The sequence below is a fragment of the Mycoplasma sp. 1654_15 genome (assembly GCF_012516495.1).
In the GTDB taxonomy this organism is placed as follows: Bacteria; Bacillota_I; Bacilli_A; order Mycoplasmatales; family Metamycoplasmataceae; genus Mesomycoplasma.
Genome location: NZ_CP051214.1, coordinates 178,198 through 197,919 on the forward strand (window position 1 = coordinate 178,198; position 19,722 = coordinate 197,919).

The 19,722-nt window shown below is 28.3% G+C and carries 12 protein-coding genes; all 12 read left to right on the forward strand.

The features are described from left to right. The first annotated feature begins 136 nt into the window (after positions 1-136). The 12 genes from secA (at position 137) to HF996_RS04055 (ending at position 19,714) form a co-directional block, all read left to right on the forward strand. Entirely contained in the window at positions 137-3,052 is a 2,916-nt protein-coding gene (secA, locus tag HF996_RS00795; protein WP_168910204.1) for a preprotein translocase subunit SecA, read from the forward strand. 601 nt (positions 3,053-3,653) lie between these two features. Continuing rightward, a complete protein-coding gene (deoD, locus tag HF996_RS00805) occupies positions 3,654-4,352 on the forward strand; it encodes a purine-nucleoside phosphorylase (RefSeq protein WP_168910206.1) in 699 nt (232 codons plus the stop codon). A 4-nt stretch (positions 4,353-4,356) separates the two neighbouring features. After that, complete coding sequence (locus HF996_RS00810; RefSeq protein ID WP_168910207.1) at positions 4,357-5,652, forward strand: thymidine phosphorylase; 1,296 nt, start codon at positions 4,357-4,359, stop codon at positions 5,650-5,652. Then, the gene (gene deoC / locus HF996_RS00815; RefSeq protein WP_442929191.1) at positions 5,649-6,323 is read left to right on the forward strand and encodes a deoxyribose-phosphate aldolase; all 675 of its coding nucleotides are present in this window, start codon (positions 5,649-5,651) and stop codon (positions 6,321-6,323) included. Before HF996_RS00810 ends, deoC begins: the two co-directional genes overlap by 4 nt. Before the next feature lie 84 nt (positions 6,324-6,407). Beyond that, positions 6,408-7,031 (forward strand): uracil phosphoribosyltransferase, encoded by a 624-nt coding sequence (gene upp, locus HF996_RS00820; protein WP_168910209.1) that lies wholly within the window; start codon positions 6,408-6,410, stop codon positions 7,029-7,031. Between the two features lie 8 nt (positions 7,032-7,039). Then, a complete protein-coding gene (locus HF996_RS00825; protein WP_168910210.1) occupies positions 7,040-7,780 on the forward strand; it encodes an MPN527 family putative ECF transporter permease subunit in 741 nt (246 codons plus the stop codon). A gap of 84 nt (positions 7,781-7,864) precedes the next feature. Then, on the forward strand, positions 7,865-10,456 hold the full coding sequence (lon, locus tag HF996_RS00830; protein ID WP_168910211.1) for an endopeptidase La: 2,592 nt from the start codon (positions 7,865-7,867) through the stop codon (positions 10,454-10,456). Between the two features lie 206 nt (positions 10,457-10,662). After that, positions 10,663-11,871, forward strand: a complete 1,209-nt coding sequence (gene tuf / locus HF996_RS00835) for an elongation factor Tu (RefSeq protein WP_168910212.1) — start codon at positions 10,663-10,665, stop codon at positions 11,869-11,871. A 321-nt stretch (positions 11,872-12,192) separates the two neighbouring features. Then, positions 12,193-14,541, forward strand: coding sequence for a sialidase family protein (locus HF996_RS04045; RefSeq protein WP_254427730.1), 2,349 nt, complete (start codon positions 12,193-12,195; stop codon positions 14,539-14,541). A gap of 13 nt (positions 14,542-14,554) precedes the next feature. After that, entirely contained in the window at positions 14,555-16,612 is a 2,058-nt protein-coding gene (locus HF996_RS04050; RefSeq protein ID WP_254427731.1) for a sialidase family protein, read from the forward strand. A 71-nt stretch (positions 16,613-16,683) separates the two neighbouring features. Continuing rightward, positions 16,684-17,223, forward strand: a complete 540-nt coding sequence (locus HF996_RS00860; protein ID WP_168910213.1) for a DJ-1/PfpI family protein — start codon at positions 16,684-16,686, stop codon at positions 17,221-17,223. 220 nt (positions 17,224-17,443) lie between these two features. Then, positions 17,444-19,714 carry a sialidase family protein gene (locus HF996_RS04055; protein ID WP_254427732.1) on the forward strand — a complete coding sequence of 757 codons (2,271 nt, stop codon included), beginning with the start codon at positions 17,444-17,446 and terminating at the stop codon, positions 19,712-19,714. Positions 19,715-19,722: the final 8 nt, after the last annotated feature.

A 19,722-nucleotide genomic window follows, 5' to 3' on the forward strand; every position in this document is an offset into this window, starting at 1 on the left:
TAATTTGTGATTTGTTATTCTAGGTTTATAATTTTTGTTTTTAATTTATTAATTTATAATTAAATAACTTTATAAAACAATATTTATATATATTTCATACATTTAATAAGATATTTTCATTAACTACAGGAATTTTATGAAAGCAATACAAAAGTTTTTTTCCACTTCTTCAGAAATGAGATTCGCTCAAAGATTATTAAAAAAAATTAATGATTTAACTGGCAAATATTCTAATATGTCAGATAGCGAATTGATGAATCAAACATACGAATTCAAAAAACGTTTATCTGCAGGTGAGACTTTAGCTGACATTAGAGTAGAAGCTTTTGCTGTAGCCAGAGAAGCTACAAAAAGAGTTTTGGGTAAAAAACCTTATGATGTACAAATCTTAGGTGGTTTAATTTTAGACTTTGGATCTGTAGCTGAAATGAAGACAGGTGAAGGAAAAACTATTGCTTCAATTGCACCTGTTTACTTAAATGCATTAGCAGGTGAAGGAGTTATTGTTTCTACAGTTAATGAATATTTAACAGAACGTGATGCCCATGAAACAGGTCAAGTTTATAATTTTTTAGGTCTTTCAGTTGGTATTAATAAAGTAGGTTTAGATAACGAAACCAAAAGATTAATGTATTCAGCTGATATTACTTATTCTGTTCACTCAGAACTAGGTTTTGATTATCTAAGAGATAATATGGTCTTCTCAAAAGAAGAAAAAGTGCAAAGAAGCCTTAATTTTTGCTTAATCGATGAGATTGATTCAATTTTGATTGATGAAGCAAAAACTCCATTAATTATTTCAGGTGGACAAAATCATAATTCTTCAATTTATTTAGCTGCAAATCAGTTTGTAAATACTTTAAAAGACGAAGATTTTTACATTGATTTAGAAACTAAAGGAATTAAACTAAACGATCAAGGAATTGACAAAGCAAATAAGTTTTTTAAGGTAAGAAATTTATACGAAATTGACAATTCAGAACTAGTTCATAGAGTACAAAATGCTTTACGTGCTTGCAAAGTTATGAAGCGTGATGTTGAATACATTGTTAGAGATGGAAAAATTGAGTTAGTTGATCCATTTACAGGTCGTGTGATGCAAGGAAGATCTTATTCTGAAGGGCTTCAACAAGCGCTACAGGCTAAAGAAAATTTAGAAATTGAGCCTGAAACACAAACATTAGCTACTATTACTTATCAAAACTTTTTTAGATTGTTTAAAAAGCTTTGTGGTATGACAGGAACTGCTAAAACTGAAGAGCAAGAATTTATTGATGTTTACAATATGCGTGTAAATGTAATTCCTACAAACAAACCAATTAGAAGAAAAGATGATACAGACTTGATTTTTGCTTCATTAAGAGCTAAAAATAAAGCAATTATTAATGAAATTAAAAAAATTCATGCAACAGGACAACCCATTTTAGTTGGTACTTCACAAGTTAATGAATCTGAAACACTTTCTGCCTTGTTAGATAAAGAAAATTTATATCATACAGTTTTAAACGCTAAGCAAAATGAACAAGAAGCCGAAATTATTTCACAAGCTGGTCAAAAAGGGGCTATTACAATAGCTACTAATATGGCAGGACGTGGAACAGATATTAAACTTGGTGAAGGAGTTTTAGAACTCGGCGGATTGTATATTTTAGGAACAGATAAAGCAGAAGCTAGAAGAATTGACAATCAATTAAGAGGGCGTTCTGGGCGTCAAGGAGATATTGGTTATTCAAGATTTTTTATTTCAATTGAAGATCCTTTATTACAAAGATTTTCTAATTTTCAGCACATTCAAAATGCTTATAGTGAACAAGGTGATGAAGCTATAAAAGGAAAGACAATTCATAGCATTTTGCTTCGTGCACAGAAGAAAATTGAAGGATTTAATTTCGATACTCGTAAGTCAGTTTTAAGTTACGATGATGTTATTAGACAAGAAAGAGATTTAATTTATACACAAAGAGATATTCTTCTAGAATCAACAAATTTTGATCATTATATTCAAAGAATGATTTCTAGAACCGTTGATTTAATTTTGGGCTATGATTTTATAATTAAATCCAATAAAGAAGTAAATTATACTAATTTAGTAGCTTTTTTAAATGATAACTTATCAAGAATAACACATTATGATTTTGCAGAGTTAAATTTAGAAAAATATCATTACGAAGATTTAAAAGAAGTTCTTGAAAAAGCTTTAAACAAAATATATTTTGAAACTATTCAATATCAATTAAAACAAAATTTATCAGATAATTATTTTGCTGAAGAAAGACACATTATTTTATCTGCTTTGGATACAAAGTGAAAAGGGCACATTGATACAATTGATAAATTACGTTCATCTGCTAATTTAGTTCAGTATTCACAAAAAAATCCTTATCAAATTTTCACTGAAGAAGCAACTAAAAAGTTTGAAATTTTAATAAATGAAAGTGCATATCAAGCAGTTTTATCTTTATTTAACAACGCAAATGCTAGAAAAAACGAAACAGTGGATTACCAACTTTCAAATGGTCAAATTATTAGCTTTAACGCAGATACCCCTGCTGAAATAGTACAACAAGTAATTCAACAAAATGAAGCTTATATTCAACAATTAAACCTTGAATATGAACAAAAACAACAACGTTTAAATCTGCTTTATGAAGAAACTCAACAAATTCTTTCTACTGTAAAAGAAAACCCTGAAGATCAAGAATTTGAAATTTACACCCTTAAAAATGGTGATACTTTAAATATCAATAAAAATTTAGATTTTGATTATAAACAACAAATGATTATAGAAGCTGTTTTCAAATTACAAGAAAAAGAAGAATTAGAGAAACAAATTCAAGAAAATAATGAAAATAGCAAGGAAAATGAAGAACTTTCAATAGATTCATTAGTTTCAGAATCACCATCTAATTCTTCAGAAGAATTACCAATAAATTCAACAACACTAGAAGATACTCAAGAAGAAAAAGAAGAATCACCTGAAGATAAAAGAGAAGAAGAAATTGAAGATAAAGTTCAAGAAAAAGAAGAAAATCCAGAAAATGCTGAATTATAAAAAGCTATAAAAATGAAGAAAATTTTTCACCAATTGTTTTTTATTATTTCAATCTTATTTCTAATTGCTTCCTTAGTAGAATCGATGTACTTTTACTTTGGATTATCGCAAAAAAATATTACGAATTTAATATTTAAACTTTCTTTAACTTTAGTTACTATTTGCTTCAATTTTCTTCCTTTTTTCTTCTTTTGACGGTTTAAATTAGGAATAAAAAATTCATTTTTAGCTGATAGAAGATTTCATAAAGATTTTTGTAAAGCAAAATTTTTAAAAGAAATAAAAATATGATGGTATTTTTTATTAATAATCTGGGTTTTAATAAGTTCATATTTAACTTACTTGTATTTTTCAACAAACACAAAGTTTTTTAGTATTTTTTACATTTGGTACTTCTTTTTTCTTCTTTTATTTTTATTTTTCTGAGAAAAATCATTTTGTTTTCGTGTTAAACAGCAACAAAATTCTGAATGAAAATAACAAAGTTATAATTCTAGAGCTGTTTCTTAATAATTTTTTTTGAATTTGTGCTAATATATAAAATTATTAATTTTTAATATTAATAAATTAAATTTTAAACATAAAAACAATGAAGGAAGATATGACACCACATATAAGTGCTGAAAAAGAAAAAATAGCTAAAATAGTTTTAATGCCAGGAGATCCATTAAGAGCAAAATTTATAGCTGAAAATTATTTAGAAGATGCTGAATTAGTTTCATCAGTGAGAAATGTATTCATTTACACAGGTTTTTATAAAGAAAAACAAATTACTGTAGCAGCTTCAGGAATGGGTACAGGTTCAATTGGAATCTATGCTTATGAATTATTTAAATTTTATGATGTTGAGAAAATAATAAGAATTGGTTCTGCAGGAAGTTATAGAGAAGATTTAAAAGTACATGATATTTTAATTGCAGAAGAAGCAATTTCTGATACTTGTTCTTTTGCTAAATTAATGTTAGGTAAGAAAAAACATGTAATTCAATCTAATAAAGATTTAGTTGCTGATTTACTATCAATTGCTAACAAAAAAGGAGTTAATGTTTCTTTAGAAAGAGTACATTCAACTGACGCTTTTTATTCACAAAGACCACTTGAAACTACAATTAAACTTACAGAAGCTTCTGCTGTTGAAATGGAATCTTTTGCACTTTTTGTTGTTGCAAAATTATTAAAAAAACAAGCAGCTAGTTTATTAACAATTTCAGATAATTTAATCACTAAAGAAGAATTAAATCCATTAGAAAGACAAAATGGATTTACAAAAATGATGGAAATAGCTTTAGAAATAAAGTAAAATCGTGAATATTTTAGAAATAATAAATAAAAAAGTACATAACAAAAAAATCAGCCAACAAGAGTTTGATTTTGCTATAAATTCCTACATTTCTGGTCAAATAAAAGATTATCAAATGTCTTCTTTTTTGATGTCTATTCTCTTGAATGGCTTAGATAAAAAAGAAACTTATTTTTTAACAAAATCGTTTGTAGAATCTGGAGAAGTACTTGACTTATCAAGTATAAAAGGACCAAAAGTTGATAAACACTCAACTGGTGGAGTTGGTGATAAAGTAACTTTAATTATTGGTCCAATTCTAGCAGCCTTAAATATTAATGTAGCAAAAATGAGTGGAAAAGGTCTAGGTCACACAGGTGGAACAATTGACAAATTAGAATCTATTCCAGGATTTAATACAGTTTTATCTGACAAACAATTTATTAATCAGATTCAAAAAACACATTTAAGTATTATTGGTCAAAGCAAAAACTTAGTACCAGCTGATAAACAAATTTATGCTCTTCGTGATGTTACAGGAACTGTTGATTCAATTCAACTAATAGCTTCATCTATAATGTCAAAAAAAATTGCAACAGGAGCAGACGCCATATTAATAGATGTTAAATGTGGAAACGGCGCTTTTACGAAAGATTTAAAAAGTGCAAGAGCATTAGCAACAGAATTAATAGAGGTAGGAAGAAAATTTAAGAAAAATGTACACATTCATATAACAAATATGTCTTCGCCATTAGGTAAGATGATTGGAAATAAAAATGAAGTACTTGAAGCTATAAAAACCTTGAATTTAGAAGGTCCAAAAGACTTGGAAGAAATTAGTGTTTTATCTTGTGTAGAATTGATGATGCTTGTTAATAAAAAGCTTACTGAAAAAGAAGCAAGAGAAAAAGTTTATGAAGTTTTAAGAAGCAAAAAAGCTCTTGAAAAATTTTATGAGTTAGTTCAAAATCAAGGCGGTGACGTAAATCTTTTAAAATCAACTAAATTCTGACAGCCAAAATACAAGTTAGAAATTAAAGCAGAACAAGAAGGTTTTCTAGAAACAACATCAGCTCTAATCTTTGGTCAAGTTGCTGTTTTATTAGGTGCTGGACGTCAATTTAAAGAACAAGCTTTAGACTATGAAGCAGGAATAGAACTTAAAAAACAAAATAATGATTTTGTAAAGAAAAATGAAGTACTTTTTGTTCTTTATTCATCTAATCCTATTGATGAACAACTTAAAGATGAATTACAAAAAGCTTATGTTATTAGACAAAAACCAAAAAAACAAAAACTCATTTTAGAAAGACTTGGATAATGATTGATTATAAAAAAATGATTGACCACACTTTATTAAAACCAGAAGCTACTTCTAAAGACATAATAAAACTTATTTCTCAAGCTAAGGAATATGGATTTAGAGGTGTTTGTATAAATTCTAGTTGAGTAAAATTAGCTAAAGAAAAACTTGCAAATTCTGATTTAGACATAATTTCAGTAGTTGGCTTTCCTTTAGGAGCTTGCAATACACAAACAAAGGTTTTTGAAGCAAAATTAGCAGTTGAGCACGGAGCTACTGAAATCGATGTGGTTATAAATGTAGGAAAATTTAAAGAAAAAGTTTATGACTATGTTTTAAATGAAATTCAACAAGTTAAAAAAGCTATTGGAAATAAAGTTTTAAAAGTAATTATTGAAACAGCACTTTTAACTAAAGAAGAAATAAAAAAAGCAGCTGAATTGGTTATGATTGCAAAAGCTGACTTTGTAAAAACTTCAACAGGTTTTTCCTATAGAGGAGCCACTGCAGATGATATTGAACTTATTAAAGAAGTAGTAGGTGACAAAGTTCAGATTAAGGCAGCAGGCGGAATAAAATCTATTTCCGATTTAGAAAATTACTATAAATTAGGAGCTACTAGATTTGGTACTTCTTCATCTTTAACAATATTTTCACTTACTTCAGAAAAAGAAAAAATAATTTATTAGGATTTTTTTAATTTTCTTTTATAATTCAAAAAATTTGCAAAAAATCAGAAAATTTATACTAAAAGAAAAGGAAAAATTAAAAAAATGTTAAAAATTCTAACTCATCCAATTATTGAAACTAAATTAACAAAAATGCGTGATCAAAACACACCACATCACATTTTTAGAATGTTATTAGAAGAAATTTCTTCATTAATGGTTTATGAAATTTTAAGAGATTACAAAACAAAACCATTACATGTTAAAACTCCAACAAACAGCATTCACCACGGACAACAATTAGATGAAAAAATTGTTTTAGTTCCTATTTTAAGAGCTGGACTTGGAATGTTACAAGGAATTTTATCCTTAGTACCAACAGCACACGTTGGACATATAGGACTTTATAGAGAAGAAACTACTTTTGAAATTAAAAGCTATTATTTTAAACTTCCAACAGTAGAAAAGTCTTCAAAAATCTTCATTTTAGATCCTATGTTAGCAACAGGAAATTCAACTATTAAAGCAATTGACTTTGTTAAACAAGAAGGATTTACTGATATTACTTTAGTTAATTTAGTAGCAGCTCCAGAAGGAATAAAAGCAGTAGAAGCAAAACACCCAGATGTTAATATCTACGTAGCTGCAGTTGATTCTCACTTAAATGAGAAAAAATACATTGTTCCAGGTTTAGGAGATGCAGGAGATAGAATTTTTGGCACAAAATAAAATCAAAAATGAAATGATCTTCTAGATTTCACAAATCCACTGTTTTTAATATAACAGTTTCCGGTGTGTTTTTAGCACTTTCTCTTATTTTCTTTGTGTTATCGCACCAAAAATTTTTTACTTGACCAGTAGTTAGTAGTATAGGTCTTAAAGTCGATTTATCGACTTTATTTATTCTTCCGATTTTTGTAATTGCAAATACTTTATGTGGTGTAGCCGTTCTCGTAATAAGGTTTGTTTTAGGTCCTTTTATTGTTCCTTCAGCAAGCTTAGATATTGATTATTTTGGTAATTTTATCTTACTTTTTTCTAGCGCCATTTTTATTTTTCTTTTTTTATTATTAAATAAATTTATCTTCAAAAACGAAGGAAAACAAAGCATTTCTACGGAAAGTCAATGTTCAAATTCTAAGAAAAAATTATATAAAAATTTGTTTCTAAATTTGCTATGTTCTACTATTGTTACTTCATTATTACTAACAATTTTAAATGCTTTATTTTTTACTCCTGTATTTTTTAAATTATATAAATTAACAAATAACATTTCACCTATTGATTTAGCAAAAAAATGAAACACAGATAAAGTATTAAAAACTTTTTCTTTGTCTCTAAATTATTTTCTTTGAGCATTTGTTTTATATTTTCCTTTTAACTTGGTAAACTTTACAGTTACTTCAATTTTGTTTTTTGGAATGTACACTGTAATAGTAAAAAATCACTCAAAACTGAAAAAAAACTTCAAATATTAACAAATTTTGGCACTTTTTAGTGTTTAGTGCTATTTTTTGGTAAAATTATAAACATTAATGCAAAAAACTTCAAAAAGGAACAAAATGACAACTAAAGCTAAAAAAACAACAAATCAAAAATTCAAATTTATAGTGGAAGAAAATAAAATTTTCTTTCCAAGAATTTCTGATGCAACTGCAAATTTTCCACAAGAAAATGGTTTACCTTTTATTCATTCCAAACTTATATCGAACCCAAAAACTCTAGAGATTTTAGAATCAATAAGAAGAGAATCACCAGATGGAACACTAAAAGGAACAAAGTTAGTAATTGTTTATACTACACCAGCACAACCATCGGTTATTAGTTCTATTGATGATATATTAAAATATGCATCATTAGTAAAAGTAGTTAACGACAATGTTAGCTATTTAGTAGAAGAAAATAATAAAGAAAAAGCTGTTTCTACAAAATTAGAGTTTGAGGTATTAGAAAAAGTAAATGTTATTAGTCTTGAAAAAGATACAGAAGGTATTCATTTTGTTGATGCTGTAGTTAAACCTACTAAAGAAACAATTTCACCAGAAGCTTTAGAAGTATCACAAATAACAAAATTTTTAAACTTTTTAAAAGATGAACGTTTAAAAGTGAGACTTAGTTTATTTTCTAATAAAGTTTCTTCAGATTTTGAAGTTCAAAAGTTAATAGATGAAGAATTGCAAACACCAAATCAGATTTTAATAAATGCTATAATAGGTGCTGCAAGTGATGAATCTTTTACTTTTTTAGAAAGCTATAATATCTTTGAACTAAATAATTACATTGACAAAATGAAACTAATTATGAAGTATAGAAGATATAGAAGATTATTTAGAGATATTGATAAAGATATTGATACTCTAATGAAATCAAATCTTGATAAACAACAAACAGAGTTTATATTAAGAGAAAAAATAAAAACTATACGTCAAAAGTTAGGTGATGATCAACAATATGATAATCAACTTTTACAAATCTTAAAAACAGATAAAGCAAAAGCTAAGTTTCCAAAAGAAGTAATTTCTACACTTATAAATGAATCAAGAAGAATCAAAGGAATGATGACAACTTCTCCAGAGTCAAATATTTCTAAAACTTACATTGATACAATAATGGCTTTACCTTGAAGACAAGTATCACTAGATCACTTGAATTTAGAAGATGCAAAAACAGCATTATCTAAAAAACACTATGGTTTAAATGAAGTAAAAGATAGAATTATTGAGTATCTAGCAACCTTAATCAACAGAAAACAAAAATTTGAAAAAGACAAAGATTCAAACAACTTATCCTTCATTGAGAACAATTTTGCTATAGATTCCAATCTTTTTTCTAGCAAAAAAACACAAGAGCTAAATAATTATTCTAATATGCCAATTTTAACTCTTGTAGGTCCTCCAGGTACAGGAAAAACTTCAATAGCAAAATCTATAGCAGAAGCTATTGGTAAAAAATTTGTCAAAATTTCTCTTGGTGGTTTAAGAGATGAGTCAGAAATTCGTGGACACAGAAGAACTTATGTAGGAGCATTGCCAGGTAAAATTATTCAAGCTATTAAAAAAGCCGGAGTTTCTAATCCATTAATTTTACTTGATGAAATAGACAAAATGAGTTCAGACTTTAAAGGAGATCCAGCTTCTGCTATGCTTGAGGTTCTCGATCCTGAACAAAACAAATATTTCCAAGATCACTATTTAGAAATGGAATATGATCTTTCTCAAGTTATGTTTGTAGCTACTGCTAACTACATAAACGATATTCCAGAAGCTTTAATAGACCGTGTAGAAATTCTTGAACTAAGTTCATATACATTTTTAGAAAAAATCGAAATTGCAAAACACCATTTATTACCACAAGTAATTTCTGAAAATTTATTAGATAAAAGACACTTTAAAATCAACAATAAAACAATAGAATTCATTATAAGACACTATACTTTAGAATCTGGTGTAAGACAACTTAAAAGAGTTTTTGAAAAACTAGCAAGAAAAATAATTATGCTTCTTTTAGATAAAAAAATAGAAGAAAATGAAGACTTTCTAGTTGATGAAGAACAAGTTTTAAAGCTATTAGGAAGAATTAAATATACTCAAGAAGAAAAAGAAAATACTTCACATATAGGTTCAGTTACTGGACTTGCTTATACTTCAGTTGGTGGTTCTACTTTACAAATTGAAGTAACTTGTGTTCCAGGAAAAGGTGATATTAAATTAACTGGTCGTTTAAAAGATGTAATGCAAGAATCTGCACAAATCGCATTAACTTATGTTAGATCAAATGCTGATAAATTCGGAATAGATTTTGACTTTGATAATAACCAAATTCACATCCACGTTCCAGAAGGAGCAGTACCAAAAGATGGACCTTCAGCAGGTATTACTTTTGCAACTGCAATAATTTCTGCACTTACAAAAAAACGTGTTAGTTCAAAAGTGGCTATGACAGGAGAAATTACTTTAAGAGGAAAAGTTCTTGAAATTGGTGGTTTAAAAGAAAAATCTTTAGGAGCATATAAAAAAGGAATTAAAACCATTTATATTCCAAAACACAACGAAAAAAATCTGGTTGATATTCCAGAAGAAGTAAAAAAACAAATTCGTTTTGTTCCTGTAGAAAAATATGATCAAATTTATCAAGAATTGTTCGAAACAAAGTAAGTTTATAAATATTTTTTTGTTTATCAAGACTTACAAAATACTTGAAAAAAAGTAAAAATTTGGTAAAATTACTTTACTTAATTTTTGCTATTAAGCAATTTTATAACGTGTGTGGATGGGAAATAGTTGAAAGGCTATTCATAGGTGGTTTTAAACGCGTTTAGAATTTTTTAAAATAAATTAAATTAACACTGAAAGGAAAAATCATGGCAGTACAAAAACCAGGTGCAAAAAAAGATTTTGACCGTAGTAAAGAACATATTAATATTGGAACCATTGGACACGTTGACCATGGAAAAACAACATTAACAGCTGCAATTTCAACAGTTTTATCTAAAAAAGGATTAGCAGAAGCTAAAGACTATGCTTCAATCGATGCTGCTCCAGAAGAAAAAGCTAGAGGTATTACAATTAACACAGCTCACATCGAATATAGTACAGACAAAAGACACTATGCTCACGTTGACTGTCCAGGACACGCTGACTACATTAAAAATATGATTACAGGTGCAGCTCAAATGGACGGTGCTATCTTAGTAGTAGCTGCAACAGATGGACCAATGCCTCAAACAAGAGAACACATCTTATTATCAAAACAAGTTGGTGTTCCAAAAATCGTTGTTTTCTTAAATAAAGTAGATATGCTACAAGGTGAAGACGAAATGGTTGACTTAGTAGAAGTTGAAGTTAGAGAATTATTAAGTTCATATGACTTTGACGGAGATAATACTCCAATCATTCGTGGATCAGCTAAAGGTGCTTTAGAAGGAAAACCAGAATGAGAAGCAAAAATTCTTGAATTAATGGATGCAGTTGATAACTACATCGACTCACCAGTTAGAGAATTAGAAAAACCATTCTTAATGGCAGTTGAAGACGTTTTCACAATTACAGGTAGAGGAACTGTTGCTACAGGTAAAGTTGAAAGAGGACAAGTTAAATTAAACGAAGAAGTGGAAATAGTTGGATATAAAGCAGAACCTAAAAAAACTGTTGTTACAGGAATTGAAATGTTCAACAAAAACTTACAATCAGCAATGGCAGGAGATAATGCCGGAGTTCTTTTAAGAGGAGTTAACAGAGACGAAATCGAAAGAGGACAAGTTATTGCAAAACCTAAAACTATTGTTCCACATACAACATTTAAAGCTGCAATTTATGTTCTTAAAAAAGAAGAAGGTGGACGTCACACACCATTCTTCCCTAACTATAAACCTCAATTCTACTTTAGAACAACTGACGTTACCGGAGGAGTAAAATTCGAAGACGGTGTTGAAATGGTTAAACCAGGTGACAATGTAAACTTAACTGTAGAATTAATAGCTCCAATCGCTGTTGAACAAGGAACCAAGTTCTCAATCCGTGAAGGTGGAAGAACTGTAGGTGCTGGAACAGTTACTGAAATTATTAAATAATTCAATATTCAATAATGAAAAACACTGAATTTCTTCAGTGTTTTTTTATGCTCAAATGCCTAAATAGTACAGCGAAAACAATGTTTTTAATTTAATGTGTCAATTTTATATTCTAAAAATAGCTCATTAAATATCACAGCAAATAATTTTATTACTTTTTATATTTTTTCAAAACATAAATAAAATGATTTTATAAAAAACTTCCGAAACAAAAAAAAAAAAAAGTGTTCAAGAATGAAGACACAACGTGATTTCCACTTTTAAAATTAAGTTGCTAATTAATCGATTTCTTAGTCAAATTTAAGACAAAATGAGAAAAAAATGAAAAAGTATAAAATCTTATTAACTTCAATAGGACTAATATTTTTGCCTGCCATCACTTTTTTAAGTTGTGCTTATAGTCCTGTTCTAAGTAATCGAAAAATAAATATTAACAATCAAACAAGTTCTGCACCTGTTGTAAGCAATCCTGTAGATGATCCAAATAATAAAACTACTTCAACTAATCCAGTTCAAGTTGGACAAGAAACACAAACTGGTCAAACTACACAAACAACACCAGTTACTACAAAAAATAAACCCGAAGCTGATACTCATTCTCAAATTGTTCCAACTAAAGAAGAATTTGAAGCTAAGTTTAATAAACTAGAAGAAAAATGAAGCAAAATAAAGGATTTACAACTAAAAGCAAGTGCAGATCCTTTAGTTAAGTCCGCCATCGAATATTGAATTCCAAAAGTAAAAAATAATTTAAGCCAAGCTAAAATCAATGAAGTTTTAGTACAAACAGGAATTGATGTTCTTGTGTTTAAATTAAAGGAATTTGAAGACTCAATCGATAAAACTGATCCTATTTCAGAAACTAAAAATCCAGATTCAGTTGGTTCAAAACCAGTTGTTGTAGAAGATTTAAAAGAAAAAAGAAGCAAAATCAAGCAAGAATTGTATAAAAACATGCTTGAAGGTCAGTATTACAACATTAAAAAATTATCTTCTTCTACCCCACTTGCATCTAAAGAATTTGGTTATTATTCCTATGTAAATCCTGCACTTAAAAAAGTTAATAATGGTGATCTTTTATTAAGTGTAGATGGAAGAAAATTTAACGATAAAGATACAAACAACAGAATAGATCAAGTTCTTATTTCTTCAAAAGATGAAGGAAACACATGAGATAATGATATTAATCAAATTGTCTCAGTAGGTGGTGGCGATGCTAATGTAGGAGTTGCAAATTCAGGTTCTTTTGTGGAAGTCTCCAATCCAAAAAATCCTTCAGAAAAGAAGCTAATTTACATTTTCAACATCTGATTACCTGATTTTAATTACAGCTGATATAAAACACGTCGTGGTGAGTTTGTAAACGATAATATAAACTGAAGACAGTTTTATATTTTCGAAAATAAAGATGAATGAACAAAATATAAAAACGGAACAACTGGTGCTAACGACACTAAATACATAGCTAAACCTATTTTATTTAATGGTAAACCTAACTGATGAAAAATATATAAAGTCAAAACCCATACAGCCTTTAAAAACATAGATATTAACACTGATTTAGAAGATATCAATACATATTTAGATAATAATTACGATCCTGTAAGCAAAAGAATAACAGGAAATGTATATGAAGAAGTACCAGCTAGACAAATTAAATTAAAAGGCAAATCCTTTAGTAATTTCTTAAAAGATAGCCCTTGAATAGACGAAATTTGAAGTTATGATAGCGAAGAACCTCTTTCCAATTATCTTTCAGGCTCAATTTATGATACAGAGCAAAACAGAGAAGATTGGGATAAAATTACAGACTCAAAAACTAGAAAAGAAGTTTTTGACAAAGCCAAAATTTTTGCACTCGATGCTACTTCAAAACTTTACTCTTTAGAATCTTATGACAATGGAAAAACTTGATCTAATTTAACTGACTTAGATTTTCAACTTTCTTTAGAAGATGGTCAAAAGCAAGGACATTATTTTGGTGGTTTAATTTCAGGTTCTGGTAATGGGGTTCAATTAACAAACCAAAATCCAGCTGAGAAAAAAGCAAACGGAAGAATACTATTTCCTGTTTATTGATGAACCTGAAGTGATCCAACTACTAATACACATGAACAAAAACAAGCAGCTATTTGAATTTATTCAGATGATCAAGGACAAACCTGACATAGACTTGCTAAAGACCCAACCAAAGAAAGTACTTTTGAATCTAGCATTGTTGAAGACGAAAAAGGAAGAATATTCATAAACAAGAAAAACGCAACCACTCATCCAAGTGTGACATATGTTTCAAATATAACTTCCCAAACACCACAAACATTTAATTTACCTGTTGATAACAACAATGTCTTTTCATCAAAAAATAATTTAGGTTTTGCTGTGTTTAATTGAGATAACGACATTTATTATCTAATTACAGCACCTAAAACAAATACTACAAATGGAACAATTTTCCTTTATAAAGGAACAGATTTAACTCATCCAATTAAAGCATTTGAAATTACAGATGCAACAACTGGATTTGCCAATTCATCTTTAGAAATTACATTCCGTCAAGGAAATTATCTCGAATTTGCAGTAGCTTATGAAACATATGAAGATATTAAAAAACTAAATTTATCTTCTGGAAAAAGCATTAAAGTTGACAAATTTGCAATGGTTATAAAATAAAGGAAACAAGCATATGAAATTTACAAAAACAAAAAAATTATTTATTACTTTAACAACTTTTATAGTTCCTACTGCTTTTTTAGTATCTTGTGCTTATTCACCTGTTTTAAGTAATCGTAAAATTATGCCTTCAGACAATGTTTCAACTCCACCTTTAATTTCTAATCCGCCATCACAACCAACTCATCCTGAGCAAACTAAGCCAAATAATCCCTTAGTTCCAAATACTCCACCAGCTAATAATAATCCAGAAAAACCAGAAGAAAATCCTTCAAAAATGAAGGAAAATGATGCAAAACCAGAAGTTAAAACCCCTGTTGTTGCTCCTTCTAATTTAAGTCTAAAAGTAGATTTAAAAGCTTTAGAAAAACAAAGACAAGATAATGAACAAGAACTTAAATCCACAATTAGTGATTATTTAAGCTACAATATTAAACAAATTTCTTCTTCTATTCCATTAAAAAGCTTTACCGAACAAGTTCATTCATTTAATATTCCTGCAATTAAAAAACTCCCAAATGAGCTACTAATTATTAACTCAGATGCTAGAGAATATAATTGAAATGATAGTTTTAATATAACAAAACAAGTTAGCAAAATTTCTGCTGATGAGGGTAAAACTTGATCTGATTTACAAACAATAGTCAAAGTAGGAGGAGGAAAACACAACTCAGGAATTGCAGTTGATGGTTCATTTATAACTGTAGAAGACGCAAAAGATCCTTCAAAAAACAAGCTAATGTTTATTTTTGATATTACTCAACCTGATTTTTCACTATTTAATTGATATAAAAAACCACATAATGAAATAGTAAATTCTCAACTACGCAATTGAAGAAGATTTTACATATTTAATTCCACAACAGATACTACAAATTATGCAAATGGAACTTATACAAGTGCAAATGATAATTACTTAGCTAAACCAATTATTTTCAATGGACAAACTAACTGATGAAAAATTTATAAATTGCCTTTTAACGTTGACTATTCACAAGTAAAAGAAACTTCAAATTTGATTGATACAAAAATTTATGTAGATAATAACTACAATTCTCAAACAAGAACGATAACAGGTAATGTTTATAAAAATTTAGAAGCAAAATCAAGCACTTTAGATAAAAATACTTACACTTTTGATCAAGACTTAAAACCTTATTTAGATGGTTCAATTTATGATTTTGCTGATATAAGAGCCGATGTATCAAATCAAAAACTTAAAAAATATGCTTTTGATGGAGGATTACAACTTTACTCTTTAGAATCCTATGATAACGGACAAACTTGAACAAATCTAAACGACATTAATATGAGTGTTAAAAATGACGACGGCACAAATCAAGCTAGATACTATGGAGGTTTATTAGCTGGTGTAGGTAATGGAATCCAACTAAAACACCAACAAGGAGAAAATGCAGAACTAAACGGAGCACTATTTTTCCCAGTTTATTGATTTATCAACAGAAATCCAAGCACAAGTGGTGAAAATAGATTAGTACAACAACAAACCTTTATTTTCTCAAAAGATTTAGGCAAAACTTGACATCTTCATGATGAAAAAGCGAACTTAAATTCTGATACAAACACAGAAGCTACAATAAATGAAGATGAAAAAGGAAACATCTTTACTAATCAAAGAAATCTAACTAATTATCCTAAAGTTATGGTTTCAAACGATGGACTAAAAACACAAACTCAGGTAGCAGTAAAAAAAGAAACTTCACAATCTTACAATACTTATGTTGCACAAGGATTTTTAAAAATTAGTGCCAATAATAAAGATTACTTTTTAATTTCAGCACCACAAGGTCCAGGTAGAATTGGTGGAAAAATTTTCTTATATCAAAATGATTTTACAAACAAACAAACAATTTTTGAAGCTACAGCACCTCAAAAACCCTTTTTATACTCAGCATTAGAGCTACTTTATCAAAAAGATAATTACATTGAATTTGCTTTAACTTATGTTACAAATGATGATAAATCAACGATAGCAAATTTAACTGATGGATTTTCCATTCACGTGGAAAGATATGGTTTATATTTAAGAGATCCAGAGAAATTTAATTAATATATGTAATTTACATACAAAAAACACTGAAAAATTTCAGTGTTTTTGTTATTTTATTTTACAATTTTGCTATGAAATTATTAGTAATAGCTTTAGAAAATTTCCAGGATTTAGAATTAGTGGGTTTTTTAGCAACAGTTAAAAGAGCAAAAATATTTGAAAAAATAAGTTATTTAAATTTAGACCAAACAACAGCATTAGGACAGTTTGAAATAGTAAAATTAGCAACAAAAAAGAAGCTAAATTATGAAAACTATGATGCAATTTATATTCCAGGTGGCAGAGCAGCACAACAATTACGAAAAGATTCAAAAACTCTAGAAATAATTAAATATTTTTTAGAAAACAAAAAATGAGTCTTTGCGATTTGTGATGCACCAAATGCTATGTATGAAACAGGATTAATTAATGGCTATAAATTTGTAGGTTATCCAATTGCAAATCAACAAAAACCTAAAGATTTTTTTGTAAATAAACCCGTTGTTGTTTCTAAAAACTTAATAACTGCCAAGTCAGCAGAATATGCAGTTAAGTTAGGACTAAAAGCAGTAGAGAAATTAACTAACAAAGAATTAGCTCAAATTGTATGAAAAGCTCATTCAGGAAATTAGGGTCAATAATTATATAACACTTTTAATTTTTTATTCATTTTTAAGATATTTTTTAAAACTTTTTAAAGCAAAAACAAAAAAAAAAAAAAAGTGTTGGAAAATGTGGGAAAATATACTTTTTCAATAATAAAAAAAATAATAATAATGTTCATTTTAAAAATCGTAGTTTAAAATGAAAGTATTTATATAACAAATAAATAAAAAAACTGAAAGAAAAAATATGACAAAATCCAAGAAATATTTAGCAATCTTTGGTTTGGCATTTACACCATTAATAGTTCTAATGAGTTGTGGTCATTCACCAGTTTTAAGTCAAAGAGGTGATTCGGCAAACCAAGGAGGCATGACAAATTCTCCTGATAATGGAGCAGGTTCTGGTTCAGGAGCAGAATCTAATCCAGGAACAGGCGGCGGAAATTCAGGTTCTGGTACAACTTCAGGTACAGAAGGAACTACTTCAGGAACTGGAGCTACTTCAGGAACAACTTCTTCCAATCAAGACAGTAGTCTAACACCTTCTGTTTTATCAGATTCTCTAAAAGAAAAAGCAAAAATAAAAGAAGAATTATTTAAAAATATTGAAGGTAATAAATTTTTTAATATCAAAAAACTTTCAAGTTCTACACCTTTAGTTGCAAGAAATTTTGGAGCTAATTCTTTTGAAAGAGGAGTAGTTAAAAAATTAAGTGATGGAAGTCTAATTTTAACTGCTGATGCACAAGCTTTAACTTCTGGTCAAAGAGCTCAAATTTCCAGAGGACTTATTAACAAAACTAAAACAGTTTTGATGAGATCTAAAGACGATGGTAAAACTTGAGAAACAGTTTCTCCAGAAACTATAGTTCAAGTAGGTGGTGGAAATACAAATTTTGGAATCGCAAATAGAGGTTCATTTATTGAAATTCAAAGACCACTTAACGAAACTGATGATCAAAATGAAGCAAAAGAAACAAAAGATTTATCAAACAACAAATTAATTTACATTTTTCAAATTTCACAACCAGATTTTAACAACGCGGTGTTTTTACATAAACATTCTCAATTTGTAAACGAAGGGTTAAATTGAAGAAGATTTTATATTTTTAATAAATTTAGTGACTGATCAGATTATTATTCTAAAGCAGACACTTCAAATGCGGAAAAATATGTAGCAAAACCAGTTGTGTTTAATGGTCAAACTAATTGATGAAAAGTTTATAAAATAATTGATAACACTGCTTATAACTGAGTTAAAGATGATTCATACGAATATGTTCCAGTTGATAGTGGTTCTGATGAATTTAAATTAAAAATAGATGAAGGAACAAAATTAGAAGACTTAAATCTTTTTATTGATAATAACTACAACCCAATAACAAGAACAATAACAGGCAATGTTTATGATTTCTCATCTTTAGTAGATTCTGATACAGCTCCAAAAATGCTTGATTTTGCACAAAGAGATAGAGCAGCAACAGAACAACTTCAACAAGATTTTCCAGGAATTACTGAGTTTTATAGTTTTGAAGATTCCGCTAATTTAGATTCTTATTTAAGTGGTTCAATTTATGATATTCCACAAGCAAGAGAAGACTTTGGACAAGCTAAAGTAGGAAATCAAACAATAACAAGACCTTCAAAATACTACGCATTTGATCAAAGTACTCAGTTGTATTCTCTTGAATCTTTTGATAACGGAAAAACTTGATCTAATTTAAAAGATTTAAGTTCACAATTAAATTTATATGATTTTACAAATCAAAATGACTATGGATTAATTTATCCAGGTGGAGCTAATGGAATTGAACTAAAAAATCAGTTTGATAGTAGTTATAATGGAAGATTGATTTTTCCTGTTTATTTATGAAGACTAAAACCTTCAGGAAATCCAAAAGATGTTCATCGGTCAAATGAAGCTATTTGAATTTATTCAGATGATGATGGAAACACTTGACAAAGATTAATTAAAAATCCAGAAGATACAAAAACAACTAATACAAGTTTTTCTACAATTGTGGAATCTTCTGATGGGTATTTATATCAAAATAAATCACGTGGAAGTGGAATACCAAAAGTTGATGTAGCTACAACAGCATCAGATGTTGATGAATCACAAGAGTATTATTACACAATAAATAATGCAGAAAATGCAAAAGATTCTCCATTTACTGAATTAAAATCAACAAGAAATCATCAAACAAATTTTGCTCAAGGATTTACAGTATTTAAATGAAATAATCAAACATATTACTTAATGACTGCACCAAAATCAGATAACAAAAATGGGCAAATTATTTTATACAAAGGAAGTGATTTAAAAGAGCCAATGAAAATTTTTGATATCACAGATTCAAATACTCCATTTTTAAATTCACAATTAGAAATTACCTTTAGAAAAGGTAATTATCTTGAGTTTGTAGTGACTTATGAAACAAGAGATAAATTTGATGAATTTGGAAACAACAAAGGTACTTCAATTAACGTAGATAAATTTGCGTTGGTGCTAAAATAGGAAGGAAA